Genomic DNA, 25,337 nt, shown 5'->3' on the forward strand with positions numbered 1-25,337 from the left:
CGTGTCCGTGTCCCGATCCCTTCCCGCCCTTCTGAGACGTATCTCAGTACGCAGCTCCGCCTCCGGTGGCGCTGGGAAGCTCCGCATACCCCTCGTCGGGGCGTTGGCGCTCGCCCTCTCCGTACCGGCCGGACTCACCCCGATGGCCATGGCAGCGGACCCGTTGGGGCGCCCCGATGTCCCGGAGCCCCGGGTCAGCAAGGTCCAGACGGTTCCGGCCGTCGGGACGAGCAAGGCGCGCGAGCGCGCGGCGAAGAACAAGGCCCTCAACGCTCGGCAGGCGGCACAGGCCCGTAGCGAGCACGCGGCACGCTGGCCCGAGCCCTCGCGGAGTGACCAGGAGATATCCGGCAAGTCCGGCACATCGGGGGCCGGGCCTGTCTCTCTGACCGCGCCTCGCCCCGCGAAGGCCTCCTCCCGCGCGGCGAAGCCGGCGCCGATTGCCGACGGCACGGCCAGGATGAGCGTTCTCGACCAGAAGGCCGCTCGAAGCGCGGGTGTCACCGGCGTGATGTTCACCGTCGCGGCGGACTCCCCGGGCGATGCGAGGCTGATGGTCGACTACTCCTCCTTCGCCGACGCGGTGGGCGGAAACTGGGGGCCCCGCCTCGGCCTGGTGTCCCTCCCCGCATGCGCGCTGACCAGCCCGCGGAAGCGGGAGTGCCGAGCGCAGACCGTCGTGCCGTCCCGGAACGACGCCGTCGCGCAGACGGTTTCCGCACAGGTGGCCGTACCTCGTACTGCCGCGACCAGGAGCGGCGTGTCCTCGGCGGCCGTCTTCGCCGTGACGGCATCCGCCACTCCGGCGTCCGGCGCGGGCGACTACAAGGCGACGCCGCTGGCAGCGCCCTCCAGCTGGGTGGCCGGCGGCTCGTCGGGATCGTTCACCTGGTCCTACCCTCTCAGTGTGCCGCCCGCAGCCGCGGGCCCGTCGCCATCCCTCGGCGTCTCCTACGACTCGGGCAGCATCGACGGCCGGACCTCGAGCACCAACAACCAGGGTTCCATGCTGGGCGAGGGATTCGACCTCACCTCCTCCTACATCGAGCGCAAGTACGGCTCGTGCGAGGACGACGGGCAGAACGACAAGCTCGACCAGTGCTGGAAGTACGAGAACGCCTCCCTCGTCCTGAACGGCAAGTCCACCGAGCTCGTCAAGGACGACGGCACGGGCGTCTGGCGGCTCAAGAACGACGACGCCTCCCAGGTCACCCACGAGACCGGCGCCGCCAACGGTGACGACGGCGACGACATCGTGGGCGGCAAGGGCGACGGCAAGGGCGAGTACTGGAAGGTCATCACCGGTGACGGCACGGTCTACACCTTCGGCCTGAACAAGCTGCCCGGTGCGGGGACCGAGCGGACCAACTCCGTCTGGACCGTGCCCGTCTTCGGCGACGACGCCGGAGAACCCGGATATTCCTCCGGCACCGGCTTCTCCGGCCGCGCCAAGACCCAGGCGTGGCGCTGGAACCTCGACCTCGTCACCGACGTCCACGGCAACGCCGCCACCTACCGGTACAAGGCGGACACGAACCACTACGCCAAGAACGGCGACAAGACCAAGCTCGCCGAGTACACCCGAGGCGGCTACACCCAGGAGATCAAGTACGGCCTGCGCTCGGACGCCCTGTTCACCGGCGACGCGTCCGGGAAGGTGGACTTCGCCTACAGCGAGCGCTGCACCGCCGACGACTGCTCCTCGCTGACCGAGGACACCGCGAAGAGATGGCCGGACGTCCCCTTCGACGCCATCTGCACGGCCGGCGAGACCGACTGCCTGGCCACCGGCCCGTCCTTCTTCACGCGCAAGATGCTCACCGGCATCAACACGAGCGTCTGGTCCAGGGCCGCCGAGCCCGACGCGTACAAGCCGGTCGACAGCTACACCCTCGCCTACCAGTTCCTGGACGGCGCGGACATCGGCAACCCCTCGGACAAGACCCTGGTCCTCAAGTCGCTCCAGCGGACCGGCAAAAATGGCGGAACCGTCACCGTTCCGCCGGTGGAATTCGGCTACCACATGCGGCCCAACCGGGTCGACGCCACGGACAACATCCTCCCCCTGACCCGCCCGCGCATCAACACCGTCACCAGCGAGACCGGCGCCATCACCACGGTCACGCTCTCGGACCCGCAGTGTGTCCGGGGCAGCAAGATGCCCAAGGCGGAGGACGACAACAGCCTCTCCTGCTACCCGGTGTACTGGCCGATCAACGGCGGAGACCCGGAACTGGACTGGTTCCACAAGTACAACGTCACCGCCGTCACCACCTCCGACCCCGCGGGCCAGAACCCCGCGGTGGAGAACTCGTACACCTACGAGAACCCCGGCTGGCACTACAACAACGACCCCTTCACCCCCGAGGACGAGCGGACCTGGTCCAGCTGGCGCGGCTACCAGAAGGTCACCACGTACACGGGCGACACCGACCATCCGCAGTCCAGGATGGTCCGCCTGTACATGCAGGGAATGCACGGTGACAAGCGCCTCGACGGCACCAGCCGCAGCGTCCAAGTACTGGGGATCGACATCGCGGGCCTGAACGCCTCCGACGCCACCGACCTCGACGTCTACGCGGGCTTCCTGCGCCAGGAGATCACGTACAACGCGGCGCAACCGGTCTCCGTCTCCTTCAACAACATCTGGTACAAGGAGACCGCCAGCCAGCAACGCTCGTACGCCAGCACCAAGGCGAACTACGTGCGCACCGCCCGGGCGTACCAGAACACCTACCTGCCCGTCAGCAACACCTGGCGACGCAGCCAGACGACACACACGTACGACCCCACCTACGGCATGGTTACCCGGAGCGAGTCGAGCGGTGACCTGGCGAAGTCCGGTGACGAGACCTGTAGCCGCACCTGGTACGCGCGCAACCCGGCCGAGGGGCTGACGAGCATCGTCTCCCGTACCCGGGTCGTCGGGGCCGCCTGCTGGGGCTCCGCCGGGGCGACCGTCACCGATGACAAGCTGAATCTGCCGACGAACTCCACGACCCGGGGGGACGTGCTCTCCGACACAGCGGCCGTCTACGACAACGCCGCCAGCTGGACCGCTACCCAGAAGCCGACCCGCGGGCTCGCCACCTGGGCCGGCCGGGCCAAGGCCTACCCGGCAGCCGTCGGAACCAGCGACCGTCACCCGGCGATGAACGGCGGCTGGCAGACCGTTGCCAAGACCACGTACGACACTCTCGGCCGCCCTCTCACCGTCACCAACGCCAAGGAACACGTCACCTCCACCGCGTACTACCCCGCGGCTGCCGGCCCGCTGACCGCCACCATCGTCTCGGCCCCCAAACTGACCTCTTCCAACGGCCAGGTCCACAAGTCGTACACCTACCTGGACCCGGCTCGCGGTTCGGTCACCAGCACGGTCGATGCGAACAACAAGGAGACCGAGAGCACCTATGACGCCCTGGGCCGCGTCACCGCCACCTGGGCGCCCAACCGGACCAAGGGCATCGACACACCGACGGCGAAGTACGGCTACAACTTCGCGCGCGGCAGTCAGCCCTGGAGCTCCGTCAGCACCCTCAAGGGCGACGGCCAGACCTACCGGACCAGCTACGCCATCGCCGATGCCCTACTGCGTCCGCTCCAGAGCCAGACCGACTCACCCCTCGGCGGCCGGATCCTCACCGACATCCGCTACGACTCGCGCGGACTCGCCTACGAGACGTACGCGGACATCTACGACAATCTGCAGCCTCCGAACGGCACCTACGCCCGTGCCTCCTACGCCCACACCCCGGCGCTGACCCGGACGGCGTTCGACGCGGCGGCGCGGCCCACGACGACCACGTTCACCGTGTTCGGGGAGGACCGCTGGTCGACCACCACCAGCTACACCGGAGATTCGACCGCCACCACCGCGACCAAGGGCGGCAACGCCACTCGTACCATCACCGACGCGCTGGGCCGGACCGCGGAGACTCGCACCTACGGAGGCACCACTCCGACGGACACGGCGTACGGAGCCGCTGCCGGCACCCCGTACACCCGGGTGAAGTACGACTACACCCGTGACGGCAAGCCGTCGGTGATCACCGGCGTCGACGACGCCAAGTGGACCTACTCCTACGATCTGTTCGGCCGCGAGACCGACACGACCGACCCGGACAAGGGTCGCACCCGCACCGAGTACACCGACTTGGACCAGGTCGGCGTCACCACGGACTCGCGCAACGCGAAGCTGCTCTACGCGTACGACGAGCAGGGCCGCAAGACCGGTCTGTGGCAGACCGCTCAGTCGGACGCCAACAAGCTCGCCGACTGGACCTACGACACGCTCCTCAAGGGGCTGCCCGACGCGTCCACCCGCTACGTGGGCGGAGCCACCGGCAAGAAGTACAAGAAGCAGGTCACGGCATACGACACCCTCGGCCGTCCCACCAGTAGCAACGTCGTGCTGCCGGCCGACGAGCCGATGGTCACCTCTGGGGCCGTCACGTCCACCCTGACCTTCGGTACGGCCTACTTCCCGGACGGGAGCGTTGCCAACACCAAGGAGCCCGGCGCCGGAGGTCTCGCCGCCGAGATCGTCTCGGCCACGTACAACCCCACCGGTCTGGTCACGAAGCTCTCGGGCGCGAGCCCCTATCTCCGCGGTGTGACCTACTCCGCCATCGGCCAGGTGGAACAGCTCTCGCTGGGAGCGGGTGCGAAGAACACCTACATCACCAACAAGTACGAGCCGGGCACCGGCCGCCTCACACGCAGCCATGTGACGGACCAGACCCACCCGTACATGCTGCAGGACCTCAACTTCGCCCGGGACGACGCCGGGAACGTCCTGTCGATCCTCGACCCCACCACACTGGGCGGCACCACCGAGGCCGACAACCAGTGCTTCACCTACGACGCACACCGGCGTCTGACCGAGGCCTGGACCCCGAAGTCCGCCGACTGCGCCGCCTCCGGCCGCACGACGGCCAACCTCGACGGCGCGGCCCCGTACTGGACGAGCTACACCTACAACAGTTCGGGCCAGCGCAGCAGTGAGACCACGCACTCCGCGGCCGGCGACGCGACCACCGGCTATGAGTACAAGACGCCGACCGGTCAGCCCCACCCCCTGGTGAAGACCACCGGGGCGAAGGCGGCAATGTACGGCTACGACCTGGCGGGCAACACGACCAGCCGCCCCGGCACTCAGGCCACCCAGACCCTGGCCTGGAACTCCGAGGGTGTACTGGCCTCCACCACCGAACCGGCGGCGGGGACCAAGCCGGCCCTGGGCACCGGCTACCTGTACGACGCGGACGGGGAACTGCTGATCCGCCGCGCTACCGGTGACGGGGACACGGTCCTCTACCTCGGCTCGACGGAGGTGCGCCTCACTGTCAAGGGCGCCGCGAAGACGGTCACGGGGACGCGTTACTACAGCGCCGGCGGTCAGACACTCGCCGTCCGTACGGCCACGTCGGGCACGGCCGGTACCAAGCTCAGTTTCCTGGCCGCCGACCACCACGGCACCAGCAGCATCGCGACCGACGCCACCAGCCAGGCCGTCACCAAGCGCTACAGCACACCGTTCGGTGCTCCGCGCGGGACCAAGCCAACCGCCTGGCCGGACGACAAGGCGTTCCTCGGCAAGCCGGCCGACTCCGCGACGGGCCTGACCCATATCGGTGCCCGCGAGTACGACCCGGGGATCGGCCAGTTCATCAGCGTCGACCCGTTGCTCGAAATCGACAAGCACCAGACACTCAACGGCTACAGCTACGCAGGCCAGGCCCCGGCCACGAACTCCGACCCGACCGGCACCTGCCTCGACCCGGGGAACGGCAGGTGCCAGCCCGGGGACAACAGCGGCAAGCCGGACCCGTCGTTCCCGATCAACTCCAGTTCGCCGTCCGGCGGCGGCGACAGTGGGCCGGGTTGGAACGGGACGGCGCCGACCGGCGGCACCGGGGGCACCAACGGTGACGGCGGTGACGGTGGAGGCGGCGGTGGCGGCGCTCCTCTTGTCGTCGGGCCCGACGGGATGGTTTGCGGGAACTACGGTTGTGTCTCTCTGCACAAACCTGACCCTGTCGGAGAATCTCTCCTTGGCTTGCTGAGGAATGCGGCGTACGCGGCGGAGCTTCTGTACACGCCGTTCAATCTGGACTGCTGGGGTGATAACCAGGAGGCCGGAGGGTGTGACCTCGGGGCCCAATACGATGCTTGGGCTGCTGAACAAGGGATGGATACGTCGTCCGATAGTTACCTGGTTCCAGGCGCTTTGGCTGCCGTGTTCGGTTTGGGCGGTGCAGCACGTCGACCTGGTGCGAAGGGTGGTGCCAAGTATGATGCCAAGAACCCCCCGCCTGGGGGATGGAAGCTCTCGCACCCGAACCCACTAATGAAATACAAGCAACTCCGCGAGACGTATGAGGAGGTATTCGTGGGTGCTGCGCGGCAACGTAGAAATCCCGACGGCAGTCTAGATTTTTATCGCGCAGACAATCTGAGCCCGAGACAGCAAGCGCAGTGGAGGAATTCAAAAATCTTCACAGTGCCCGGAAAGGCGAACCATCGAATCTTGGTCAGAACTGATGGTAAGATCGGGTACGCGTTCGGTCACGACTACGACACGCCTCGGCTCTTCCCTGCACCTTGGTATAAAGATGGCGGAGATTATCCTGGAGGGCTGAAATAGAATCTCCAGAATCTTGGCGGCGATCCGCTTGAACGGCTCGCCGCCAAGGCTGCCCTGTCGAAACTTAAAATGTAGGTGCATGGATCTAATGCAAGATTTGGTAGAAAGTTTCAGACTGGCGGGAATTTCTCTCTTGAGGGTTGTCGCACCTCGTGAGATGATTTCTCCGAGTTTTGCATGGGAGGTCACCACCCTGTCGTCCAGTTCGGGGCGTGTGGATGTAGAAATCCTTCGGGTAGAAAATGATTGCATTTCGAGGGCGAACTCGGCTTGGTTCGCCATGGCGAAAAATCTTCGTGTAGTAAATGATCGGCGCGAGTTCTTGCTGGCCATGGAAAACGTTTTTGGGGATCTGTACTGGAGCCATGTTTCTCTCGCCAGAGAATGGGACTTCATTGGGGTGGGGGCGGCTCTGGGGGTAACCGGATCCAGGGAAGGGTTTCCGGGTTTTGCGCTGATGTCGCTCGATGGAAATTCTGCTCTAGTTGGTCACTCCGACCAGGATTGCGTCTCCTTTACCGGGGTCGCTGACTTGAAAAACATCCCGGAACTGAGAGAGTCTGCCGCCCGTCTGGCGTTTCATTCTCCCCATCGCGGAAACGATGCGGCATTCTCCGCCAAGGTGTGGCTGGGTCTCCATCCATCGGATTAGCATCTAGCGATGCCGTCAAAAAATAACCCAGGTCACCCGCACCTACCGATCTCTATTTCTTTGAACGCTTTGTAGGGGCGGGTAGAGCCGAGGGCCAGCGGCTTTCGATCGTCTGGGTCCTCGAACCTTCGCTTCACACGTCGGTGACCGCGGACCCCTCGCCCGCCCACGTCTGAGGCGCCCACACCCCCGACCGCTTCAGCGACGCCGGGCAGTGGCGGAAGATCTCGTCGATCTCGACGACCAGGGCGAGCTTCGGGCGCTGGCCCTTCACCGTCATCGCGTCGAAGAACGGGGCGTCCGTGACGATGTGGGCGCGGCCGTTGACGCGCAGGACGTCCATCGCGCCGGGTATCAGGTAGAGCAGGCCCACGCGCGGGTTGGCCAGGATGTTGTGGAGGCTGTCCGCGCGGCGGTTGCCCGGGCGGTCGGGGAGGGCGATGGTGCCCGGGTCCAGGACGTGGGTGAAGCCGGGGGTGCCGCCGCGCGGGGTCGCGTCGCAGTTGCCGTCCGCATCGGACGTGGCCAGGGTGCAGAACGGCGAGCGGGCCAGCAGGTCCAGGTCGTCGTCGGTGAGCCGGTCGTGGACCTTGTCGATGACGATCGGGTGCGGGGTCCCCAGGAGTTCGCGCAGTTCGTCCGCCGAGCCCAGGGGTACGGCCCCGGCCAGCGGACCGGTGGCGGGGGCGGCGGGATCGGCGGCGTACGACAAGGAAGTGCTCCGGAGCTCGTGGGGTGCGGCAGCGCGCGGTCGAACAGGCGCTGTTAGGGTGACCTTACTTTGGGGCCCCTTGTGTTCCCCGTCCGGGGTGGACCGGCCGACGGGGGCGTCACCCGTGCCCTGGGGGAAGCCCCCGGCGCCGACGAGCAAGGGTTGAGGAACGAACAGTGCACCACCGCATTTCCGCAGCCCCGGTGGCCGGGTCGTGAGCGGCCCGGCCCTCCTGGCGAAGGCGAAGGCGAAGCCGGGGGACGGCGGCAAGGAGACGCGGCGCAAGCGCAGCCGGCCCGTACTCGCGCTCGGGCTGCTCGCCGCCCTCGCCGTGCTCTTCCTCACCGTCGTCGCCAGCCTCGCCGTCGGGTCCGGTGACGTGCCCTTCCGGGACGTCGTCGACGGGGTCCTCGACCCGGACACCTCGATCAAGGGGCAGCTCATCGTCCAGGAGGTCCGCATCCCGCGCACCGCCGCCGGGCTGCTGGCGGGCGCCGCGCTCGGCCTCGCGGGCACGGTGATGCAGGGCGTCGCCCGTAACCCCCTCGCCGACCCCCAGCTCCTCGGCATCAACGCGGGCGCCTCCGTGGCCGTGGTGTGCTCGATCACCCTGCTCGGGTTCACGGTCGCCACCCAGTTCATCTGGTTCGGCTTCCTCGGCGCGCTGCTCGCCGCCCTCCTCGTCTACGGGGTCGGCTCGCTCGGGCGGGAAGGCGCCACGCCGGTGAAACTGGCGCTCGCCGGGGCCGCGACCAGCGCGGTGCTCACCTCGGTGACCAGCGCGATCCTCCTCCAGGACCGGGGCAGCTACGACCAGTTCCGGTTCTGGCAGCTGGGCGCGCTGACCGCCCGGTCCTCCGAGGTGCTGTGGCAGGTGTCGCCGTTCATCCTGGTCGGCACCGTCCTCGCGCTGGCCCTCGGGCCGCAGCTCAACGCCCTCTCCCTCGGCGACGACCTGGCGCGCGGTCTCGGCCAGCGGGTCGGGACCATCCGGATGGTCTCCGCCCTCGCCGTGGTGATCCTCTGCGGCGCGGCCACCGTCGTCGCCGGGCCCATCGGCTTCGTCGGGCTCGCCGTACCGCACGCCGCCCGGCTCATCACCGGCCCCGACTACCGCTGGGTGCTCCCGTACAGCATGGTGCTCGCCCCGGTCATGCTCCTCGTCGCCGACATCGTCGGCCGGGTCATCGCCCGCCCCGGAGAGGTCCAGGTCGGCGTGATCACGGCCGCGATCGGCTGCGTCCCGTTCATCTGGCTGGTCCGGCGCAGGAAGCTGGTGGAGCTGTGAGCCGACCGACCCCCGTCGCCGAGGGCGCCGCCCGCGCGGACATGGAGCGGCTCGCCGACGCCGTACGCCAGGTGTCCGACGTACGCGGCCGGAGCCTGAGGCGCTCCGTCCTCGTCGGCGCCGCCCTGCTGGCCGCCGTGATCGTCATGTTCGGCGTCTCGCTCGGCTTCGGCGACATGGTGATGCCGATCGGGAAGGTCGTCGCCACCCTGTTCGGCGGCGGCGACGGCGGATCGCGGTTCGTCGTCCTGGAACTGCGGCTGCCCCGCGCCCTCCTCGCGATCCTCGTCGGGGCGGGATTCGGCCTCTCCGGAGCGGTCTTCCAGACCGTCCTGCGCAACCCGCTCGCCAGCCCCGACCTCATCGGCATCAGCGCCGGGGCCAGCGCGGTCGCCGTCACCGCAGCCCTGCTCTTCCAGGTCAGCGGGCTCACCCTCTCCGCGAGCGCCCTCACCGGTTCCCTGGTCGCCGGGGCGGCCATCTACCTGCTCGCCTGGCGGCAGGGCATCGCCGGCCAACGCCTGGTCCTCGTCGGGATCGGCGTCGGCATGGGCCTTTCCAGCATCGTCTGGTACGTGATGGCCCGCTCCGAGGTCACCGACGCGCAGGAGGCGTTCCGCTGGCTCGCGGGCAGCCTCAACGGCCGCTCCTGGGGCCAGGTGTGGCCCCTGCTCATCGCCCTCGGCGTCCTCGTCCCGCTCACCGTCCTCGCCGCCCACGCGCTGCGCCCCCTCCAGCTCGGGGACGACGCCGCCGCCGGGCTCGGCGCGAAGGTCGAGGGCGGGCGGCTCGCGCTGCTGGGCTGTGCGACCGCGCTCGCCGGGGTCGCGACCGCCGCCGCCGGGCCCGTCGGGTTCGTGGCGTTCGTCGCCGCCCCGATCGCCCGCCGCCTGGTCCCGGGCCGGGGCGCGGCCCTGCCACAGGCGGCCCTGACCGGGGCGCTGCTGGTCCTGGTCGCCGACTTCGCGGCGCAGCACGCGCTGCCCTCCGTGCAGCTGCCGGTCGGCGTGGTCACGAGCATCATCGGCGCCCCGTATCTGCTCCTGCTCCTGGCCCGCGCCAACCGTGTGGGCGGCGGGGGCTGAGATGGCGACGTATCAGATGGACGTGGCGGCGTATGGACGTGCGACGTATCAGAAAGACGACGACGAAAGGCGTGGCCCCCTCGTGGCCGATCACACTCTGGAAGCCCGGGACGTCCGGCTCGGCTACGGCGAACGCGAGATCGTCCCGGGCCTGAGCGTGGCGGTGCCGCCCGGGCAGATCACCGTCATCGTCGGCCCCAACGCCTGCGGGAAGTCGACACTGCTGCGGGCGATGGCCCGGCTGCTGGCACCCTCCGCCGGGGCGGTGCTCCTGGACGGCCGGTCCATCCAGGAGATGCCGACCAAGGAGGTCGCCGCCGTGCTCGGGATCCTCCCGCAGAGCCCCACGGCCCCGGAGGGCATCACCGTCTCCGACCTGGTCGGACGCGGCCGCTACCCGCACCAGGGCTGGTTCCGCCGCTGGAGCGCCGAGGACGACGAGGCGGTCGCGCGGGCCCTGCTGTCGACCGACGTCCTCGAACTCGCCGACCGTTCCGTGGACGAGCTGTCGGGCGGTCAGCGGCAGCGGGTGTGGATCGCGATGGCGCTCGCCCAGCGCACGGACATCCTGCTGCTCGACGAGCCGACGACCTTCCTGGACGCCAGCCACCAACTGGACGTCCTGGACCTGCTCACCGACCTCAACCACGAGCGGGGCGTCACCATGGTGGCCGTGCTGCACGACCTGAACCTGGCCTGCCGGTACGCGGACCACATGATCGCCATGAAGGCGGGGCGGATCGTCGCGGAGGGCCGGCCGGTCGACATCGTCACGGAGGAGCTGGTCGGCGAGGTCTTCGGGATGCGCTGCTCGGTGATCGAGGACCCGGCGTCGGCCACCCCGATGGTCGTGCCGCTGGGCCGCCACCACGTGAAGGACCCGGCCGCCTGAGACGGCGTACCCACGTGGACTTCCCGAGAGGGCCGACCCACTGGCACCGTTGTCATTAGGTGAGGCTAACCTAAAGGGCATGAACGCTTCCGCTCCCCGCGCCCGACGCACCCGCCGCACCCCCGTCCTCGCGGCCGGCGCTGTCGCCGCCCTGCTCGTCGGCCTCTCGGCCTGTGGCTCGTCGGACGGTTCCGACAGCTCCGCCTCCGCTGCCTCCGAAGGAGCTTCCGCGGGCGCCTTCCCCGCGAAGGTGGCCACGAAGTTCGGCGAGGTCACAGTCGACAAGCAGCCCCAGCGCATCGTCGCGCTCGGCTGGGGCGACGCCGAGACCGTGCTCGCGCTCGGCGGCCAGCCGGTCGGGGCCAGTGACTGGCTGCCGTTCGGCGGCGAGGGCGTCGGCCCGTGGGCCAAGGGCATGTACGACAAGAAGCCGGAGCTGATCGGCACGATGGAGCCGGAGTTCGAGAAGATCGCCTCGCTCCAGCCGGACCTGATCCTGGACACCAAGTCCAGTGGCGACCAGACCCGCCACGACACCCTGAAGAAGATCGCCCCGACCGTGGGCGTACCCAAGGGCGGCGACCAGTACAAGATCTCGTGGGAGCAGCAGACCACGATGATCGCCGCCGCCATGGGCGTACCGGAGAAGGGCGAGAAGCTGATCGCCGAGACCGAGAAGAAGTTCGAGGCCGCCGCGAAGGCCCACCCCGAGTTCCAGGGCAAGACCATCACGGTCGGCTCGCGTACATCCGAGGGCTTCGGTGTCTACGTCGGTGGCACCGGGCGCGTCGACTTCGTCGAGCGGCTCGGCTTCAAGAACAACCCGAAGGCCGAGGCGCAGGCCGACGAGGGCTTCTCCGTCTCCGTCTCCAAGGAGAACCTGGACCTGCTCGACGCCGATCTGACGGTCATGACCCCGATCGGCATCCCGGTCGCCGACATCAGCGGCGACCCGCTGTACAAGGCCGTCCCGTCGGTGAAGGCGGGCAACGCCCTCGTCTTCGACGACAAGGACATCTCCCAGGCCTTCGCCACGGACTCGGTCCTGTCCGTCTCGTACGCGCTGGAGAAGGTCGTCCCGCTCTTCGCGGAGAAGGTGGCGAAGTAGCACCGAACGCACCGCGCGCCCCGTGCCCAGGAGAACCGGGTGCGGGGCGCTGCTGTGTGCCGGGCGGGCGCGCTCGGCGGTCGGGGGCGTCAGGCCGCCGGGGCCGCGGCCTTGATCGCGGAGATGTCGAAGGTCAGCTTCACCTTGTCGCTCACCATCACGCCGCCGGTCTCCAGCGCCGCGTTCCAGGTCAGGCCCCAGTCGGAGCGCAGGATGTCCGCGCTGCCCTCGAAGCCGACGCGCTCGTTGCCGTAGACGTCGGTGGCGGAGCCGTTGAACTCGAGGTCGATGGAGAGGGGGCGCGTGACGTCCTTGATGGTCAGGTCGCCGGTGATCCGGTACGCCTCGCCGCCCAGCTGCTCGGCCTTCGTCGAGCGGAACGTCATCAGGGGGAACTTCTCGGCGTCGAAGAAGTCACCGCTGACCAGGTGGCCGTCGCGGTCGGCGATGCCGGTGTCGACACTGGCGATCTTCACGTCGATGGAGGCGGAGGAGTTCGCCGGGTCCGTGCCGTCCACCACCAGGGTGCCCTCGTGCTCGCCGAAGGAGCCGCGCACGTTCGTGACCATCGCGTGGCGCACGGTGAAGCCGATGCTGCTGTGCGAGGGGTCGATGGTGTACGTGCCGGTCAGGGCGGCCAGCGCCGGGTCCACCGCGGAAGCGTCGGTGACGGTGGGGGCGGCGGTCGACTTGCGGGTGAACAGAGCCATGGCTCCTCCTCGGGGATGCGCTACGGGGGACGGATCGAGCGGCGCCGAAGGTGTTGTTCAACCTTCAACGAGTTCGACTGTAACGCCATCTAGTTCAAAGTTCAACATCTGCCCTCCGGGCGGGAGAGGATACGGTCGACGATCTGCGCGGCGCGCTGCGGCTGCTCCTCGAACCATCTGCCGAGGTGTTCACGGACCGCCTCCCCGACACAGCCGCGTACCTCGGTGTTGCCCAGCAGCTCGCGGGTGGCGCCGAGATATTCGGGGTGATCGAGTTTCACCGACACGACTGCCGTGAGGCCGTCGCCGATCCGGTCGGTCCGGGGAGCGTCGCCCCCTGCCAGTAGCCCTCGTTCACGCGCGTACGCGGTGACCGCCGCCGCCACTCCGTCCCGGAAACCGTCCACGTGCGTGCCGCCCTGGCGGGTGGCCCGGCTGTTGGTGAAGCCGTGTACGCGCTCGGGGCGGGAGCCGCTCCACAGCAGGGCCACCTCCATCGTCCCCGCCATCCGCGGATCCTCGTGCTCGAAGCCGATGACGTCCGGAGAGAGGAAGGTCCCGGTCTCGGCGTCGAGGGCGGCCACGAAGTCCCGCACACCGTCCGGAAACCGGAAGCTCACCGCTCGGGCCCCGCCCGCCGGGCGCTCGTCGGTCAGCGAGATCCCCAGGCCCCGGTTGAGGAAGGCCATCTGCCGGAAACGCTCCGCCAGCACGGCGAACGAGCACCGCGTCGTCTCGAAGAGCTCCGCGTCGGGCCAGAGGGCGATGACCGTCCCGCGTTCGGCCGTCGGCCCCGCGGCGGCGGGCCGGGCGACCGCGACACCGCACGCGTACTCCTGGACCCGACGCGTCCCTCCGTGCCGCACCTCGGCCGTCAGTCTGCTCGAAAGAACGTTGGGCACGAAGAGTCCCGCAAGGGGTACAGGGCTCACGTGCGCGATGTGCCGACCGCCGCGTTCGGCGGCGGGCATACGGGTCAGCAGCGCTTCGAGCCCGCTGCCGCCGGCGCCCCCGTCGGCCGTGAAGGTGCCCCCGTCGGCCGTGAAGGTGCCCCCGTCGGCCGTGAAGGGGACCTCGGGTCCGTCGTCGGCGACCCGCACTCCGCCGTCGTGGGTCAGCGTGACACCGACGGAGCCGCGTTCGCGGCCGGCCAGGACACGGTTCACGGACCAGCCCACGACCTGGAACACCACATCGTGCAGCCCGCGTTCGCCCGTCGAACCCACCCACATACCGGGCCGCTTCCGAACGGCCTCCCGCCCCTCCAGCGCCTCGATCCCGACAGCGCTGTACCCCATGCTCTTCCCCCGCACGAAGACCCCTCCCATAGCGTTCGGTAGATGTCCGCAGCCTATGCATAATCCATGAAAACGCCAGGTCAGAGCTGTTTCGGTGAAGCTGTGAGCGGGTGGGTGAGGGCGCGCCGGGGAGCAGTCGGCCAGGCGGGTCACGGACCGCGCCCGGAACACGGCCGCGGCCCCGCCGAAGCCGCGCACGCCCCTTCTCCGGGCGCCCCCGAGGCCTCTGGTTCCATCGACGGCGGGTGGGGTGGCCGCCTCCGTCGACGAGTGGCCGCAGTCCGCATACGGCTGGTGTTCGCGAAACGCCTGGCTCGGGTGGCGCGGTGACTATCTGCCGACGGAACCGTCAACGTGCTCACGAAGGATGTCGGCGTGACCCGCGTGGCGAGCCGTCTCTTCGATCATGTGTATCAGCACCCATCGCATCGACCGCACGACGGCCGCTCCGCCGGCCGGCCGAGCACACGGCCGACTCAAGTCGTCACAGCGTTCGATGATCTTGTTGGACCGTTCGACGGCGCGGCGATAGGCGGCGAGGAGACCGGCCGCGCTGTCCTCCTCGGCAAGATCCATACGGAAGTCCGGATGCTCCACATCGGCACCCTCGAACGCCCAGGCGAACCAGTACAGCTCCGCTGCGGTCAGGTGCTTGACCAGGCCGAGAACACTGGTCCCCGACGGCACACCGGGTGTACGTCCCTGCCTGTCGTCGAGGCCCTCCGCCTTCGAGGCCACCGCGTCGCGGACGTAGTCCAAGAAGGCGAGCAGCGTCGCCTTCTCGTCGGAGCCGCCGTCGGGCGGGCCCACGTCGCGGCGTTGTTGTGTCTCTGTCATCGGGGCACCTTAACGTGATCCACTGGCTCGGTACCCGAGTATCGGTCGGCCGGAGGGGGTGGCCGTGACACTCGGACGCGGTGACGCAGGGCCCGCCTCCCCGCCTCCCCCATCTACGCGGACGAGGGCCACCACTGGGACGTGACGTACTACGACTGCGGCGGCTGCTGACGGCCGAAGCCCAGGGGTCGCCCCACACCACAGCATCCACACCGGGGCGACCCCCACCACCTCATGGAACCGGATCTTCCGGTTCTACGGGGCCCGGCCTTCCGGTCCTACGGGATCCGGCGCAGCCGCAGTATCCGGGCGGCGGCCCTCCGGTCCTACGGGATCCGGCCTTCCGCCCTACGGGATCGGGGCCGCGTCCGGGCCCTCCTGCTCCAGCAGGTCCCGGGCGAAGTCCTCCCACTGCGCGTACCGGTCCGGGTGCGCGGACCGCTGAACCGCCTGGCACACGTCGCCGGGCTCCATCGACTCCCAGCCGTCGATCTGGAGCAGCCCCGGATTGGCGCTGGGCGAGGGCAGCCCGTAGAAGGACTTCGACGCGGTCGGCACATGGGTGATCTGCTCCGGCGTGCCCCAGCCCATGCTGGGGCGCTGCTGGAAGACGCCGAGCGAGTCATGGTCGACCGGAGACGTGTAGTTGACGAACTTCGACTCCTGCATGGCCGTCATCAGCGCGATGACCTGGGCCTCCTCGGAAAGCTCCGCCCCCTTCCCGACGCCGATGACCGTCCTGGCGTGGGCGAGCTGCTCCGGGCCGAGGTCGGCCGCGGCGGCGAAGAACACCCGCAGCTCGCTGTCCGGGGCCGACCTGAGCAGCTGCGCGGTGGCGGTGTCCACCCGGCCGGTCGCGGGCAGGCCGTAGCTCTGCTGGAAGGCGCGCAGGCCGTGCGCGCCGGGAGCCTGCGGAGCGGGGGACGGCGGTGGGGCGGGGGCGGCGTGCGCCGGAGCCGCCGCGGTGAGCAGGAATCCGGCGGCGGTCGCCGCGAGCACGCGGCGGGGGAGTCGGTTCATTCGCATACGGAACCGTCCCGGGGCCCCGGAGCGAAGTCAAGAACGCCACACAGCATGTCAATTGATGGGGGTATCGGATGGGCTCACGCCCGGGCCGGCCGGTCATGCGTGCGCCCCCACCCCCGCCCGAAGCGACAAAGGGCGGGGGCGGGGGCGCACATGCCTGCCCGGCGAGCGTCAGGAGCCCACGCTCACAGTGAAGCGGCGCGGGTTCCCGTCGTGCGCCGCGCCCGAGACGTCCGGCTCGCCGTCCGGGCGGACGTCGTCGTACGGGAACGCGTAACCGATCGGACTGTTCGCGTGGACCACCCGGGACCAGTGGTTGGTGACGGTCCCCTTGTAGTAGTCCGCCGTCGACGTGCCGTTCGGCTGGCTCGGGTGGCTCAGCATGATCGAACGGTTGAAGCCCGCCGCCAGCCGCGCCAGGATCGCCTTCTTGTCGTCGGAGTCGCCGGGGTTGTTGGTGAACGGGCCGTGGTTGCAGGTGAAGATGTCCTTCGTCTGCGGCTTGACGAAGGTGTGGCCGCCCTCGAAGGTCAGCGTGTCCCCGCTGACCCGGCCGGCCAGCGTGCCCCGGCCGCCCTGGAGGTCGATGCGCAGGTCCTCGGAGCGGTACTTCTCCCAGACCTCGTCGATCTGCGCGGTGAAAAGGTCCCGGAACGGCATCTCGGCGGGCCGGTCGAAGTACGGGGCCATGATGTTCTGCGGCGAGACGACGCGCAGGACGCCGCCGTCGTCGCTCCGGGTGATCAGCTTGTCCCACGGCTGCCCGTCGGCGGCGGCCTGGGCGGTGAGGTCGTCCGCGATCCGCTGCACCGCTCCCTCCGGGTGCGGCGCGACGACGTGCGTCCCGTCGCCCTCCAGCGTGATGCCGATCGGGAGGGCGGTGATCAGGTCCACGTAGCTGATGTTGGAGTACAGCTGCTGTGTGTTGAAGGTGAACTCGCAGAACGACCAGGTGCGCCCGTAGTTGGGGTCCGTGGGCGTCGCGAAGGCGGGCTCCACCAGCGAGGGGCCCGGGTTGAGGTAGAAGTCCAGCTTGTCGTCGCGGACGAAGTAGACCCGCGCCCCGTACATCTGCGGCAGGGTCAGCACGACCGGGCCCGCCCCCGCGCCCTTGAGCGGGATCGCGCAGTCGACGGGCAGCGGGGTCCCCGGGGCGCCGGGGGAATCGGGGCGGTAGACGCCGCCGTCCGGCTTGAGCAGCACCCAGCGGTCGGTGCCCAGCTCGTGGCCGGTCACATACGCGTGCACCGTGCCCGGCAACGACTTGTTCTCCAGGACCAGTTCGCAGGTCGCGGGGGCCGCGGAGGCGCGAGGGCTCAGAGCGGTGCCCCAGGCGGGGTACGTGAGCGCCGCGGCCGAGGCGGCGGCGCCGGTCAGGAACATTCGGCGTGAAATCACGAGGGAACTCCCGAGGTGGTGGGGGGCCGCAGGCGGGCGGTGGGGGGTGGCGCGGGGAGGTGCGGGACCGTGGGGGTGCCTGCGGTGCGCACCACTCTCGCGAGGGCCGGAACGAGCGTCAAGAGTTATGACTGAGAGCGCTCTCAAAAGTGCCGGGTCTTCACAACTCGACGCCCCGAAGCGGTACTTGCCGGAACCGAGCGGGTGCGAACCGTAACCGCCCGGGGCGGTCCGCGGCCAAGAGGTGAACGAAGTGCCGGCCTGCCACGCACCGTCCTGACTTGGACTAACGCACCGGGGTTGTTGGACGGAGTCGGCCGCCGGAGCCGAAGTTCGTTGACGATGTCCGGACACGGCGACTACTCAGGGGCCATGTCGCCAAGATTCCCTCGCCCCGGCCTGGTCGCCGCGGCCTCAGCAGCCGTCCTGGCGCTCAACGGGGCCGCCCTCCCCGCCGCAGCCGCCGACCCGTCCCCCGCCCCGGCCGGGGCGGCGGAGTCCGCCGGCTCTGCCGTCATCGGATCCGGCCGGCTCGCCGTCGCCGTCGCCGACGACTTCCCGCGCGTCCTGTCGTACACCGACCGGGCGAGCGGCGAGCAACTGCTCGGCAGCGTCCGGCCGGTCACCGCCGTCACCCTCAACGGGACCGCCCGTCCGGTGAAGCTCAAGGGCAAGCCGAAGATCACCCGCTCCGCCGCCCGCTACACGCTCGCCTTCGCGGACCTCCCGGGCGTCGAGATCGACGCCTCGCTCACCGTCTCCGGACGGGCCACCACGTTCAGGGTGACCGCGGTCCGCGACACCGCGGCGTTCCGGGTCGGGACCATCGACATTCCCGGCCACGACCTGATCTCGGTCGGCTCCGCTGAGGCCGGGGCCGCCACCGCGTTCACGAAGCTCGACCCGGACTCCACCCGCACCGCCGACGTCTTCGCGAGGATCACCGGGGACACCAAACCCGACTCCGCGCCCGTCGGGGCCAGTTACGCGATCCTCAACAACGGCTCGCTCGCCGCGGGGATCGAGTCCAACTCCTCGTACGACAAGCCCTCCGGGGCCACCGGCGGCGACGACGCCCGCTTCTGGCACCAGGCGCGCACCGAGGAGGGCGGCGGCGTCCGGGTCGGCGTCTGGTCCGGCCAGTGGACCTACCGGGGCGAGGGCGCGCCGAAGCCCGAGAGCGGCGAGAACCTGCCGTGGGCCAAGGTCGTCGTCACCCCCGACGCCAACGGCGACAAGGCCGTCGACTGGCAGGACGGGGCCGTCGCCTTCCGCACCATCGGCGTCACCGCGCCGGGCAGCGAGGACACCGCGAAACGGGTCGTCACCCACATTCCGTTCAACTTCGCCAGCCAGGCCACCCACCCGTTCCTGCGCACCCTCGACGACGTCAAGCGGATCTCGAAGACCACCGACGGCCTCGGTCAGCTCGCCGTCCTCAAGGGGTACGGCTCCGAGGGCCACGACTCCGCCCACCCGGACTACGGCGGCAACTACAACAAGCGGGCCGGCGGGCTGAAGGACCTCAACACCCTGCTCAAGGACGGCGAGAAGTGGGGCGCCGACTTCGGCGTCCACGTGAACGCCACCGAGTCCTACCCGGAGGCCAACGCCTTCTCCGAACAGCTCGTCGACAAGACGAAGCCCGGCTGGAACTGGCTCAACCAGAGCTACTACATCGACCAGCGCCGCGACATCAACAGCGGCGACCTGGCCAAGCGCTTCCAGCAACTGCGCGACGAGACCGACGAGAACCTCGACTTCCTCTACATCGACGTCTACTACAGCCACGGCTGGATCGCCGACAAGACGATCCAGGCCGTACAGAAGCAGGGCTGGACCGTTGGCACCGAGTGGGCCGACAAGTTCGAGCGCGCCTCACTCTGGTCGCACTGGGCCAACGACCTCAACTACGGCGGGGCCACCAACAAGGGCCTGAACTCGCAGATCATCCGGTTCATCCGCAACGGTGAGAAGGACATCTGGAACAACCACCCGGTCCTCGGCCAGAGTGCCCTGGAGGACTTCGAGGGCTGGACCGGCGAGACCGACTGGAACGCCTTCACCGCCAACATCTGGCAGAAGAACCTGCCCGCGAAGTACCTCCAGCAGCAGCGGATCACCCGCTGGGACGGCAACGACATCACCTTCACCGGCGGGGTGCGCGGCACGGTCGAGGACGGGAAGCGGACCTTCTACGACCAGGGCCGCAAGGTGCTCAGCGGCACCGGCTACCTGCTGCCGTGGGACGGCGGCAAGAAGCTCTACCACTACAGCGAGACGGGCGGCACCAGCAGCTGGGAGGTGCCGGGCAAGGGCCCGTACACCGTCTACGAGCTGTCCGACAACGGCCGCAAGAAGGTCACCACCGTCCGCCCGGCGAACGGGAGGATCACCCTCACCGCCACCGCCGGACAGGCCTACGTCCTCTACCCCGGCCGTGCGCCGAAAGAGGCGGAGCCCGCCTGGGGGAAGGGGAGCGGGCTGAAGGACCCCGGCTTCAACGACCGTGACCTGAAGGGCTGGACGAAGACCGGCACCGCAGCCCGCGACACCGACGAGCAGGGCCGCAACAGCGCCGAGCTCTCCGGCTCGGGCCGGGCCGCGCTCTCCCAGACCGTCACCGGACTCAAGCCCGGCAAGCGCTACACCGCCTCGGCCCTGATCGAGGTCGAGCCCGGCGCGAGCCGGCGCACGGTGTTGAGCGCGGGCGGGAAGGAGGTGACCGTCGAGCGCTCCACGGCCGAGGACTTCGTCGCCGCCTCCGACTGGCACGGCACCTACTTCCAGCGCGCCAAGGTCAACTTCACCGCCCCCGCGAACGGTCGTACCACCCTGCGCGTCGAGGCGGCCGCGGGCTCCTCGGCGAAGGTCCGCGCCGATGACGTACGGATCGTCGAGAACGCCCCCGCGACCCGCACCGGCACGGTGGCGTACGAGGACTTCGAGGCTGTCGACCAGGGCTGGGGCCCCTTCCTCAAGGGCGACGCGGGCGGCTCCACCGACCCCCGCACCAGCGTCTCGCAGCTCCACGCCCCGTACACCCAGTCCGGCTGGAACGGGAAGCGAGTCGACGACGTGCTCGCCGGGAAGGAGTCCCTCAAGGCCCACGAGGAGAACACCGGGCTCGTCTACCGCACCGCCCCCTGGACCGTCCCGATGAAGGACGGACGCCAGTACGAGATCACGTTCGACTACCAGTCCAGCCACGCCGGGGCCTACAGCTGGGTGGAGGGCTACGACCGGGCCGCCGGCGGCAAGACCTCCTCGACCGAGACCCGGGCCACCCCGATCGGCCGGCAGCACACCACCGGGAAGTTCAGCCGGACGCTCACCGCGGGCTGCGGCGACACCTGGACCGGGTTGCGCAAGCTGCCCGGAGCACCCGAGGGCGCGGACTTCGTGCTCGACGGCTTCACCGTGACCGACCTCGGACCGGCGCCCGCCGGACAGGAGGCGGTCTGCGGCACCCTCGACGTGGCCGCCGCCGGGACCCTGGAGCCGGGAGCCCCGAACACGGTGAAGGCGACCTTCGGCAACGACGAGGCGACCGCCGCCACCGGCGTGCAGCTCGCGCTCACCGTTCCCGAGGGCTGGAAGGCCGAGCCGGTGGGCCCGGTCGCCTTCGACTCGGTCGCCCCGGGCGCGAAGGCCACCGGCAGCTGGCGGGTCACCCCGCCGGTCGACGCCCCCTACGACACGTACGCGCTGGACGCGGAGGCCACGTACACCGTCGGGGGAGCGGCCAGGGCGCTCGGCGCGGGAACCTCCGTCCGGACGCTCCCGCCGCCGCCCACCGCGGACAGCTGGGCCGGCGACCTCGACTGGACCGCCTCGCAGAACGGCTGGGGCCCGGTCGAGCGCGACCGCTCCAACGGGGAGTCCGGGGCCGGTGACGGCGGCCCCCTGAAGATCGGCGGGGTCGCCTACGCCAAGGGCCTGGGCACGCACGCCCCGGCGAAGATCCGCTACTACCTGGGCGGGAGGTGCACCTCCTTCACCGCCGAGGTGGGCGTGGACGACGCCCAGACCACCCGGGGCAGTGTGCGGTTCTCGGTCACCGCCGACTCCACGGAGAAGGTGGCGTCACCGGTGCTCGGGGCGGCCGACCCCGCCTGGCAGCTCACCGCCGACGTCACCGGCGCGAAGTACGTCGAGCTGATCGTCCAGGACGGCGGCGACGGCAACGGCAACGACCACGCGGATTGGGGCGATGCCCGCTTCCACTGCGGAGGCTGACCGCCGTCCGCCCGGCTCCCCGGGCACGGCGGGCCGGCAGGGGGCGTCTGCCGCGTCATACTGAGGGGGCCCGTACGGGCCCCCTCAGGAGCATGTGGCGCACGGCACCCCCTCCTCTTGTGGAGTCTTCACAACCGGCAGCGGCGTTTCGCTGGTGGATCGCGTGCACGGCAGCGTGGTTCTGTTCACTCCCACCACGAAACCGGTCAGGAGACTGTACGGAGTCGACGGCACGGATTCTGGGTCGGTGTTCGTAGGGTCAGTACATGACCGTTGTGGACGAAACCCAGGGCGAGCCGAACGACGCCCGAGGCCGGGTGGCCGAACTGCTGGCCCTGCGCGAGCAGGCGCGGCGCGGACCGAGCGAGCGGGCGACCGAGGCGCAGCACGCCAAGGGGAAGCTGACCGCCCGGGAGCGGATCGAACTGCTGCTGGACCCGGGTTCGTTCAAGGAGGTCGAGCAGTTGCGCCGGCACCGGGCGACCGGTTTCGGCCTGGAGGCGAAGAAGCCGTACACCGACGGTGTCATCACCGGCTGGGGCACGGTCGAGGGCCGCACGGTCTTCGTCTACGCGCACGACTTCCGGATCTTCGGCGGGGCGCTGGGCGAGGCGCACGCCACGAAGATCCACAAGATCATGGACATGGCCATCTCCGCCGGTGCTCCGCTGGTGTCGCTGAACGACGGCGCCGGGGCCCGTATCCAGGAGGGCGTCTCGGCGCTCGCGGGCTACGGCGGCATCTTCCAGCGCAACACCCGGGCGTCCGGTGTGATCCCGCAGATCAGCGTGATGCTCGGCCCGTGCGCGGGCGGCGCGGCCTACAGTCCGGCGCTGACCGACTTCGTGTTCATGGTCCGTGAGACCTCGCAGATGTTCATCACCGGACCGGACGTCGTGAAGGCGGTCACCGGCGAGGAGATCACCCAGAACGGACTCGGCGGCGCGGACGTGCACGCCGAGACCTCGGGCGTCGCGCACTTCGCGTACGACGACGAGGAGACCTGCATCGCCGAGGTCCGCTACCTCATCGGGATGCTGCCCTCCAACAACCGCGAGAACCCGCCGACCGTCGCGAGTGACGACCCCGCCGACCGGCGCGGCGACGTCCTGCTGGACCTCGTCCCGGCCGACGGCAACCGCCCGTACGACATGCACAAGGTGATCGAGGAGCTCGTCGACGACGGCGACTACCTGGAGATCCACGAGCGCTGGGCCCGCAACATCATCTGCGCGATGGCCCGCCTGGACGGCCAGGTCGTCGGCATCGTCGCCAACCAGCCGCAGGCGCTGGCGGGCGTGCTGGACATCGAGGCCTCCGAGAAGGCCGCACGGTTCGTCCAGATGTGCGACGCCTTCAACATCCCGATCATCACTCTTCTGGACGTCCCCGGCTTCCTGCCGGGCGTGGACCAGGAGCACGGTGGGATCATCCGCCACGGAGCGAAGCTGCTCTACGCCTACTGCAACGCCACCGTGCCGCGGATCTCGCTGATCCTGCGGAAGGCCTACGGAGGCGCGTACATCGTCATGGACTCCCAGTCCATCGGAGCCGACCTGACCTACGCCTGGCCCACCAACGAGATCGCGGTGATGGGCGCCGAGGGCGCGGCCAACGTCATCTTCCGCCGGCAGATCGCCGACGCCGAGGACCCCGAAGCCATGCGCACCCGCATGGTCAAGGAGTACAAGGCCGAGCTGATGCACCCCTACTACGCGGCCGAGCGCGGTCTCGTCGACGACGTCATCGACCCCGCCGAGACCCGCGAGGTGCTCATCGCCTCGCTCGCCATGCTCCGCAACAAGCACGCCGACCTGCCGTCCCGCAAGCACGGCAACCCCCCGCAGTAGTCCTCCTCCGCAGCGGCACGATCCGCCGCACGGTCCACGACATCCTGCCGAGAAGACGGAGACACCCCACATGAGCCTGACGTCCGCCGAGTCCGTCCTGCGCGTCGAGAAGGGTCACGCCGACCCCGAGGAGCTGGCGGCCATCACCGCCGTCCTGATGGCCCGCGCCGCCGCCCAGCCCGCCGCCCCCGTCCACCGCGGCCGTGACACCGCCGGCTGGCGGCGCCTGGAGCGCACGCCCGGCTTCCGCGCCCCGCACAGCTGGCAGGGCTGACCCCCTCGGGGACCGTACGAAGAAGGGCCCCGCACTCCTCGGAGTGCGGGGCCCTTCCACGTACGGTTCGGCGGCCTAGCGCAGCCGCGCCATCAGGGCGTGCTCGACCAGCGTGATGAGCGCGCTCTTGGCGTCCGCGCGGTGCCGGGCGTCCGTCGTCAGGATCGGGGTGTCCGGTCCGATCTGGAGTGCTTCGCGTACTTCGTCGGGAGTGTAGGGCTGGTGTCCGTCGAAGCCGTTGAGGGCGATGACGAAGGGGAGTCCGCTGTTCTCGAAGTAGTCGACGGCGGGGAAGCAGTCGGCGAGGCGGCGGGTGTCGACGAGGACGACGGCGCCGATGGCGCCGCGGACCAGGTCGTCCCACATGAACCAGAAGCGGTCCTGGCCGGGCGTGCCGAAGAGGTACAGGATCAGGTCCTGGTCCAGGGTGATGCGTCCGAAGTCCATGGCCACCGTCGTGGTGGTCTTGTCCCCGGTGTGGGTCAGGTCGTCGATGCCCGCCGATGCGGACGTCATCACGGCTTCGGTGCGCAGCGGGTTGATCTCCGAAACGGCACCGACAAACGTGGTCTTACCCACGCCGAAGCCCCCTGCCACCACGATCTTCGCCGAGGTAGTTGAGCGGGCCGCTCCGCCGCTAGAGCTTGCGAAGTCCACTGAGCACCCTTTCGAGCAGTGTCACATCTGGCTGGCCGCCGGCGGCCTCGTCGCCGCCGGGCTGATGGATAGCGACGAGTCCGGCCTCGGCCAGGTCGGCGACGAGGATCCGGGCAACGCCGAGGGGGATCGAGCAGAGGGCCGAGATCTCGGCCACCGACTTGATCTCGATGCAGAGCCGGCAGATCCGCTGGTGCTCGGGCAACTGCCCTTGCAGCCGGGACAGATCGGCCGTGGTGCTGACCAGCGCCTCGATGGCGAGCTGGTAACGCGGTCGGGTCCGGCCGCCGGTCATGGCGTACGGACGGACCAGCGGGTTGTGCGCGGCGGGCCGGGCGGGCTCGGGATCCCGCCGCTGCTGCACCGGCTGACTACGCGGCTGCTGGGGTGCGTCGTACCGCTGCGGCTGCTGCGGCCACCCCGCCCCCGGCTGCTGCTGCGGGGGCCACTCGGACCCCTGCGCGCCGTGAGCACCCTGCTGCTGGTGGTGCTGCGGCTCCTGGTATGGCTGGTACTGGCCTGGGCCCTGTCCACCAGGTGCGGCAGGGAAGCCGAAACGGTTGTCACCGTGCTCACCCGGAACCCTCTGGTCACCGTTGTATGGGTGCCCGCCTGTGGGTGCTGCCACGTTTCCTCCTCCGACTGCCGGTCACCGATCCCAG

17 protein-coding genes are annotated in these 25,337 nt (G+C 69.7%); 9 read left to right on the top strand and 8 right to left on the bottom strand.

The annotated features are described in order from the left end of the window. Positions 1–103: 103 nt before the first annotated feature. Together ACH4KB_RS03200 and ACH4KB_RS03205 are read left to right on the top strand one after the other, a co-directional pair. Positions 104–6,649, top strand: coding sequence for an RHS repeat-associated core domain-containing protein (locus ACH4KB_RS03200; RefSeq protein ID WP_398063040.1), 6,546 nt, complete (start codon positions 104–106; stop codon positions 6,647–6,649). Positions 6,650–6,728: 79 nt separating this feature from the next. Further along, entirely contained in the window at positions 6,729–7,301 is a 573-nt protein-coding gene (locus ACH4KB_RS03205) for a hypothetical protein (RefSeq protein ID WP_398063042.1), read from the top strand. 133 nt (positions 7,302–7,434) lie between these two features. On the opposite strand, the gene ACH4KB_RS03210 is transcribed toward ACH4KB_RS03205, so the two are convergent. Next, on the bottom strand, positions 7,435–8,013 hold the full coding sequence (locus tag ACH4KB_RS03210; RefSeq protein WP_398063044.1) for an MSMEG_1061 family FMN-dependent PPOX-type flavoprotein: 579 nt from the start codon (positions 8,011–8,013) through the stop codon (positions 7,435–7,437). Between the two features lie 214 nt (positions 8,014–8,227). Here ACH4KB_RS03210 and ACH4KB_RS03215 point away from each other — a divergent pair, with 214 nt between their 5' ends. The 4 genes from ACH4KB_RS03215 to ACH4KB_RS03230 all read left to right on the top strand — a co-directional run bounded on the left by ACH4KB_RS03215 (position 8,228) and on the right by ACH4KB_RS03230 (position 12,386). Beyond that, positions 8,228–9,301, top strand: a complete 1,074-nt coding sequence (locus ACH4KB_RS03215) for a FecCD family ABC transporter permease (RefSeq protein ID WP_398063046.1) — start codon at positions 8,228–8,230, stop codon at positions 9,299–9,301. Then, entirely contained in the window at positions 9,298–10,386 is a 1,089-nt protein-coding gene (locus ACH4KB_RS03220; RefSeq protein ID WP_398063048.1) for a FecCD family ABC transporter permease, read from the top strand. The genes ACH4KB_RS03215 and ACH4KB_RS03220 overlap by 4 nt, the downstream gene beginning before the upstream one ends. A gap of 82 nt (positions 10,387–10,468) precedes the next feature. Further along, on the top strand, positions 10,469–11,278 hold the full coding sequence (locus ACH4KB_RS03225; protein WP_398063050.1) for an ABC transporter ATP-binding protein: 810 nt from the start codon (positions 10,469–10,471) through the stop codon (positions 11,276–11,278). A 79-nt stretch (positions 11,279–11,357) separates the two neighbouring features. Next, positions 11,358–12,386, top strand: a complete 1,029-nt coding sequence (locus ACH4KB_RS03230) for an iron-siderophore ABC transporter substrate-binding protein (protein ID WP_398063052.1) — start codon at positions 11,358–11,360, stop codon at positions 12,384–12,386. A gap of 89 nt (positions 12,387–12,475) precedes the next feature. On the opposite strand, the gene ACH4KB_RS03235 is transcribed toward ACH4KB_RS03230, so the two are convergent. The 5 genes from ACH4KB_RS03235 to ACH4KB_RS03255 form a co-directional block, all read right to left on the bottom strand. Next, positions 12,476–13,096: a YceI family protein gene (locus tag ACH4KB_RS03235; RefSeq protein ID WP_398063054.1), complete on the bottom strand. Its 621-nt coding sequence runs from the start codon at positions 13,094–13,096 to the stop codon at positions 12,476–12,478. Between the two features lie 101 nt (positions 13,097–13,197). Further along, entirely contained in the window at positions 13,198–14,394 is a 1,197-nt protein-coding gene (locus ACH4KB_RS03240) for a DNA gyrase subunit B (protein WP_398063056.1), read from the bottom strand. Between the two features lie 330 nt (positions 14,395–14,724). After that, positions 14,725–15,231: a DinB family protein gene (locus ACH4KB_RS03245; RefSeq protein ID WP_398063058.1), complete on the bottom strand. Its 507-nt coding sequence runs from the start codon at positions 15,229–15,231 to the stop codon at positions 14,725–14,727. Positions 15,232–15,579: 348 nt separating this feature from the next. Then, on the bottom strand, positions 15,580–16,251 hold the full coding sequence (locus ACH4KB_RS03250) for a peptidoglycan-binding domain-containing protein (protein WP_398063060.1): 672 nt from the start codon (positions 16,249–16,251) through the stop codon (positions 15,580–15,582). 177 nt (positions 16,252–16,428) lie between these two features. Further along, the gene (locus ACH4KB_RS03255) at positions 16,429–17,640 is read right to left on the bottom strand and encodes a glycoside hydrolase family 64 protein (RefSeq protein ID WP_398063348.1); all 1,212 of its coding nucleotides are present in this window, start codon (positions 17,638–17,640) and stop codon (positions 16,429–16,431) included. Positions 17,641–18,027: 387 nt separating this feature from the next. Here ACH4KB_RS03255 and ACH4KB_RS03260 point away from each other — a divergent pair, with 387 nt between their 5' ends. From ACH4KB_RS03260 to ACH4KB_RS03270, 3 genes are all read left to right on the top strand, one after another. After that, positions 18,028–21,894, top strand: a complete 3,867-nt coding sequence (locus ACH4KB_RS03260; protein WP_398063062.1) for an endo-alpha-N-acetylgalactosaminidase family protein — start codon at positions 18,028–18,030, stop codon at positions 21,892–21,894. A 266-nt stretch (positions 21,895–22,160) separates the two neighbouring features. After that, on the top strand, positions 22,161–23,744 hold the full coding sequence (locus tag ACH4KB_RS03265; protein WP_398063064.1) for an acyl-CoA carboxylase subunit beta: 1,584 nt from the start codon (positions 22,161–22,163) through the stop codon (positions 23,742–23,744). A 70-nt stretch (positions 23,745–23,814) separates the two neighbouring features. Continuing rightward, complete coding sequence (locus ACH4KB_RS03270; protein WP_103512553.1) at positions 23,815–24,018, top strand: acyl-CoA carboxylase subunit epsilon; 204 nt, start codon at positions 23,815–23,817, stop codon at positions 24,016–24,018. A gap of 75 nt (positions 24,019–24,093) precedes the next feature. Here ACH4KB_RS03270 and ACH4KB_RS03275 read toward each other — a convergent pair whose 3' ends face one another. Together ACH4KB_RS03275 and ACH4KB_RS03280 are read right to left on the bottom strand one after the other, a co-directional pair. Next, positions 24,094–24,675, bottom strand: a complete 582-nt coding sequence (locus ACH4KB_RS03275) for an ATP/GTP-binding protein (protein ID WP_014048542.1) — start codon at positions 24,673–24,675, stop codon at positions 24,094–24,096. Further along, positions 24,656–25,303 (bottom strand): DUF742 domain-containing protein, encoded by a 648-nt coding sequence (locus ACH4KB_RS03280; RefSeq protein ID WP_398063067.1) that lies wholly within the window; start codon positions 25,301–25,303, stop codon positions 24,656–24,658. Before ACH4KB_RS03280 ends, ACH4KB_RS03275 begins: the two co-directional genes overlap by 20 nt. Between the last annotated feature and the right edge of the window lie 34 nt (positions 25,304–25,337).

The sequence above is a fragment of the Streptomyces sp. NPDC017520 genome (assembly GCF_044329855.1).
Lineage (GTDB): Bacteria > Actinomycetota > Actinomycetes > Streptomycetales > Streptomycetaceae > Streptomyces.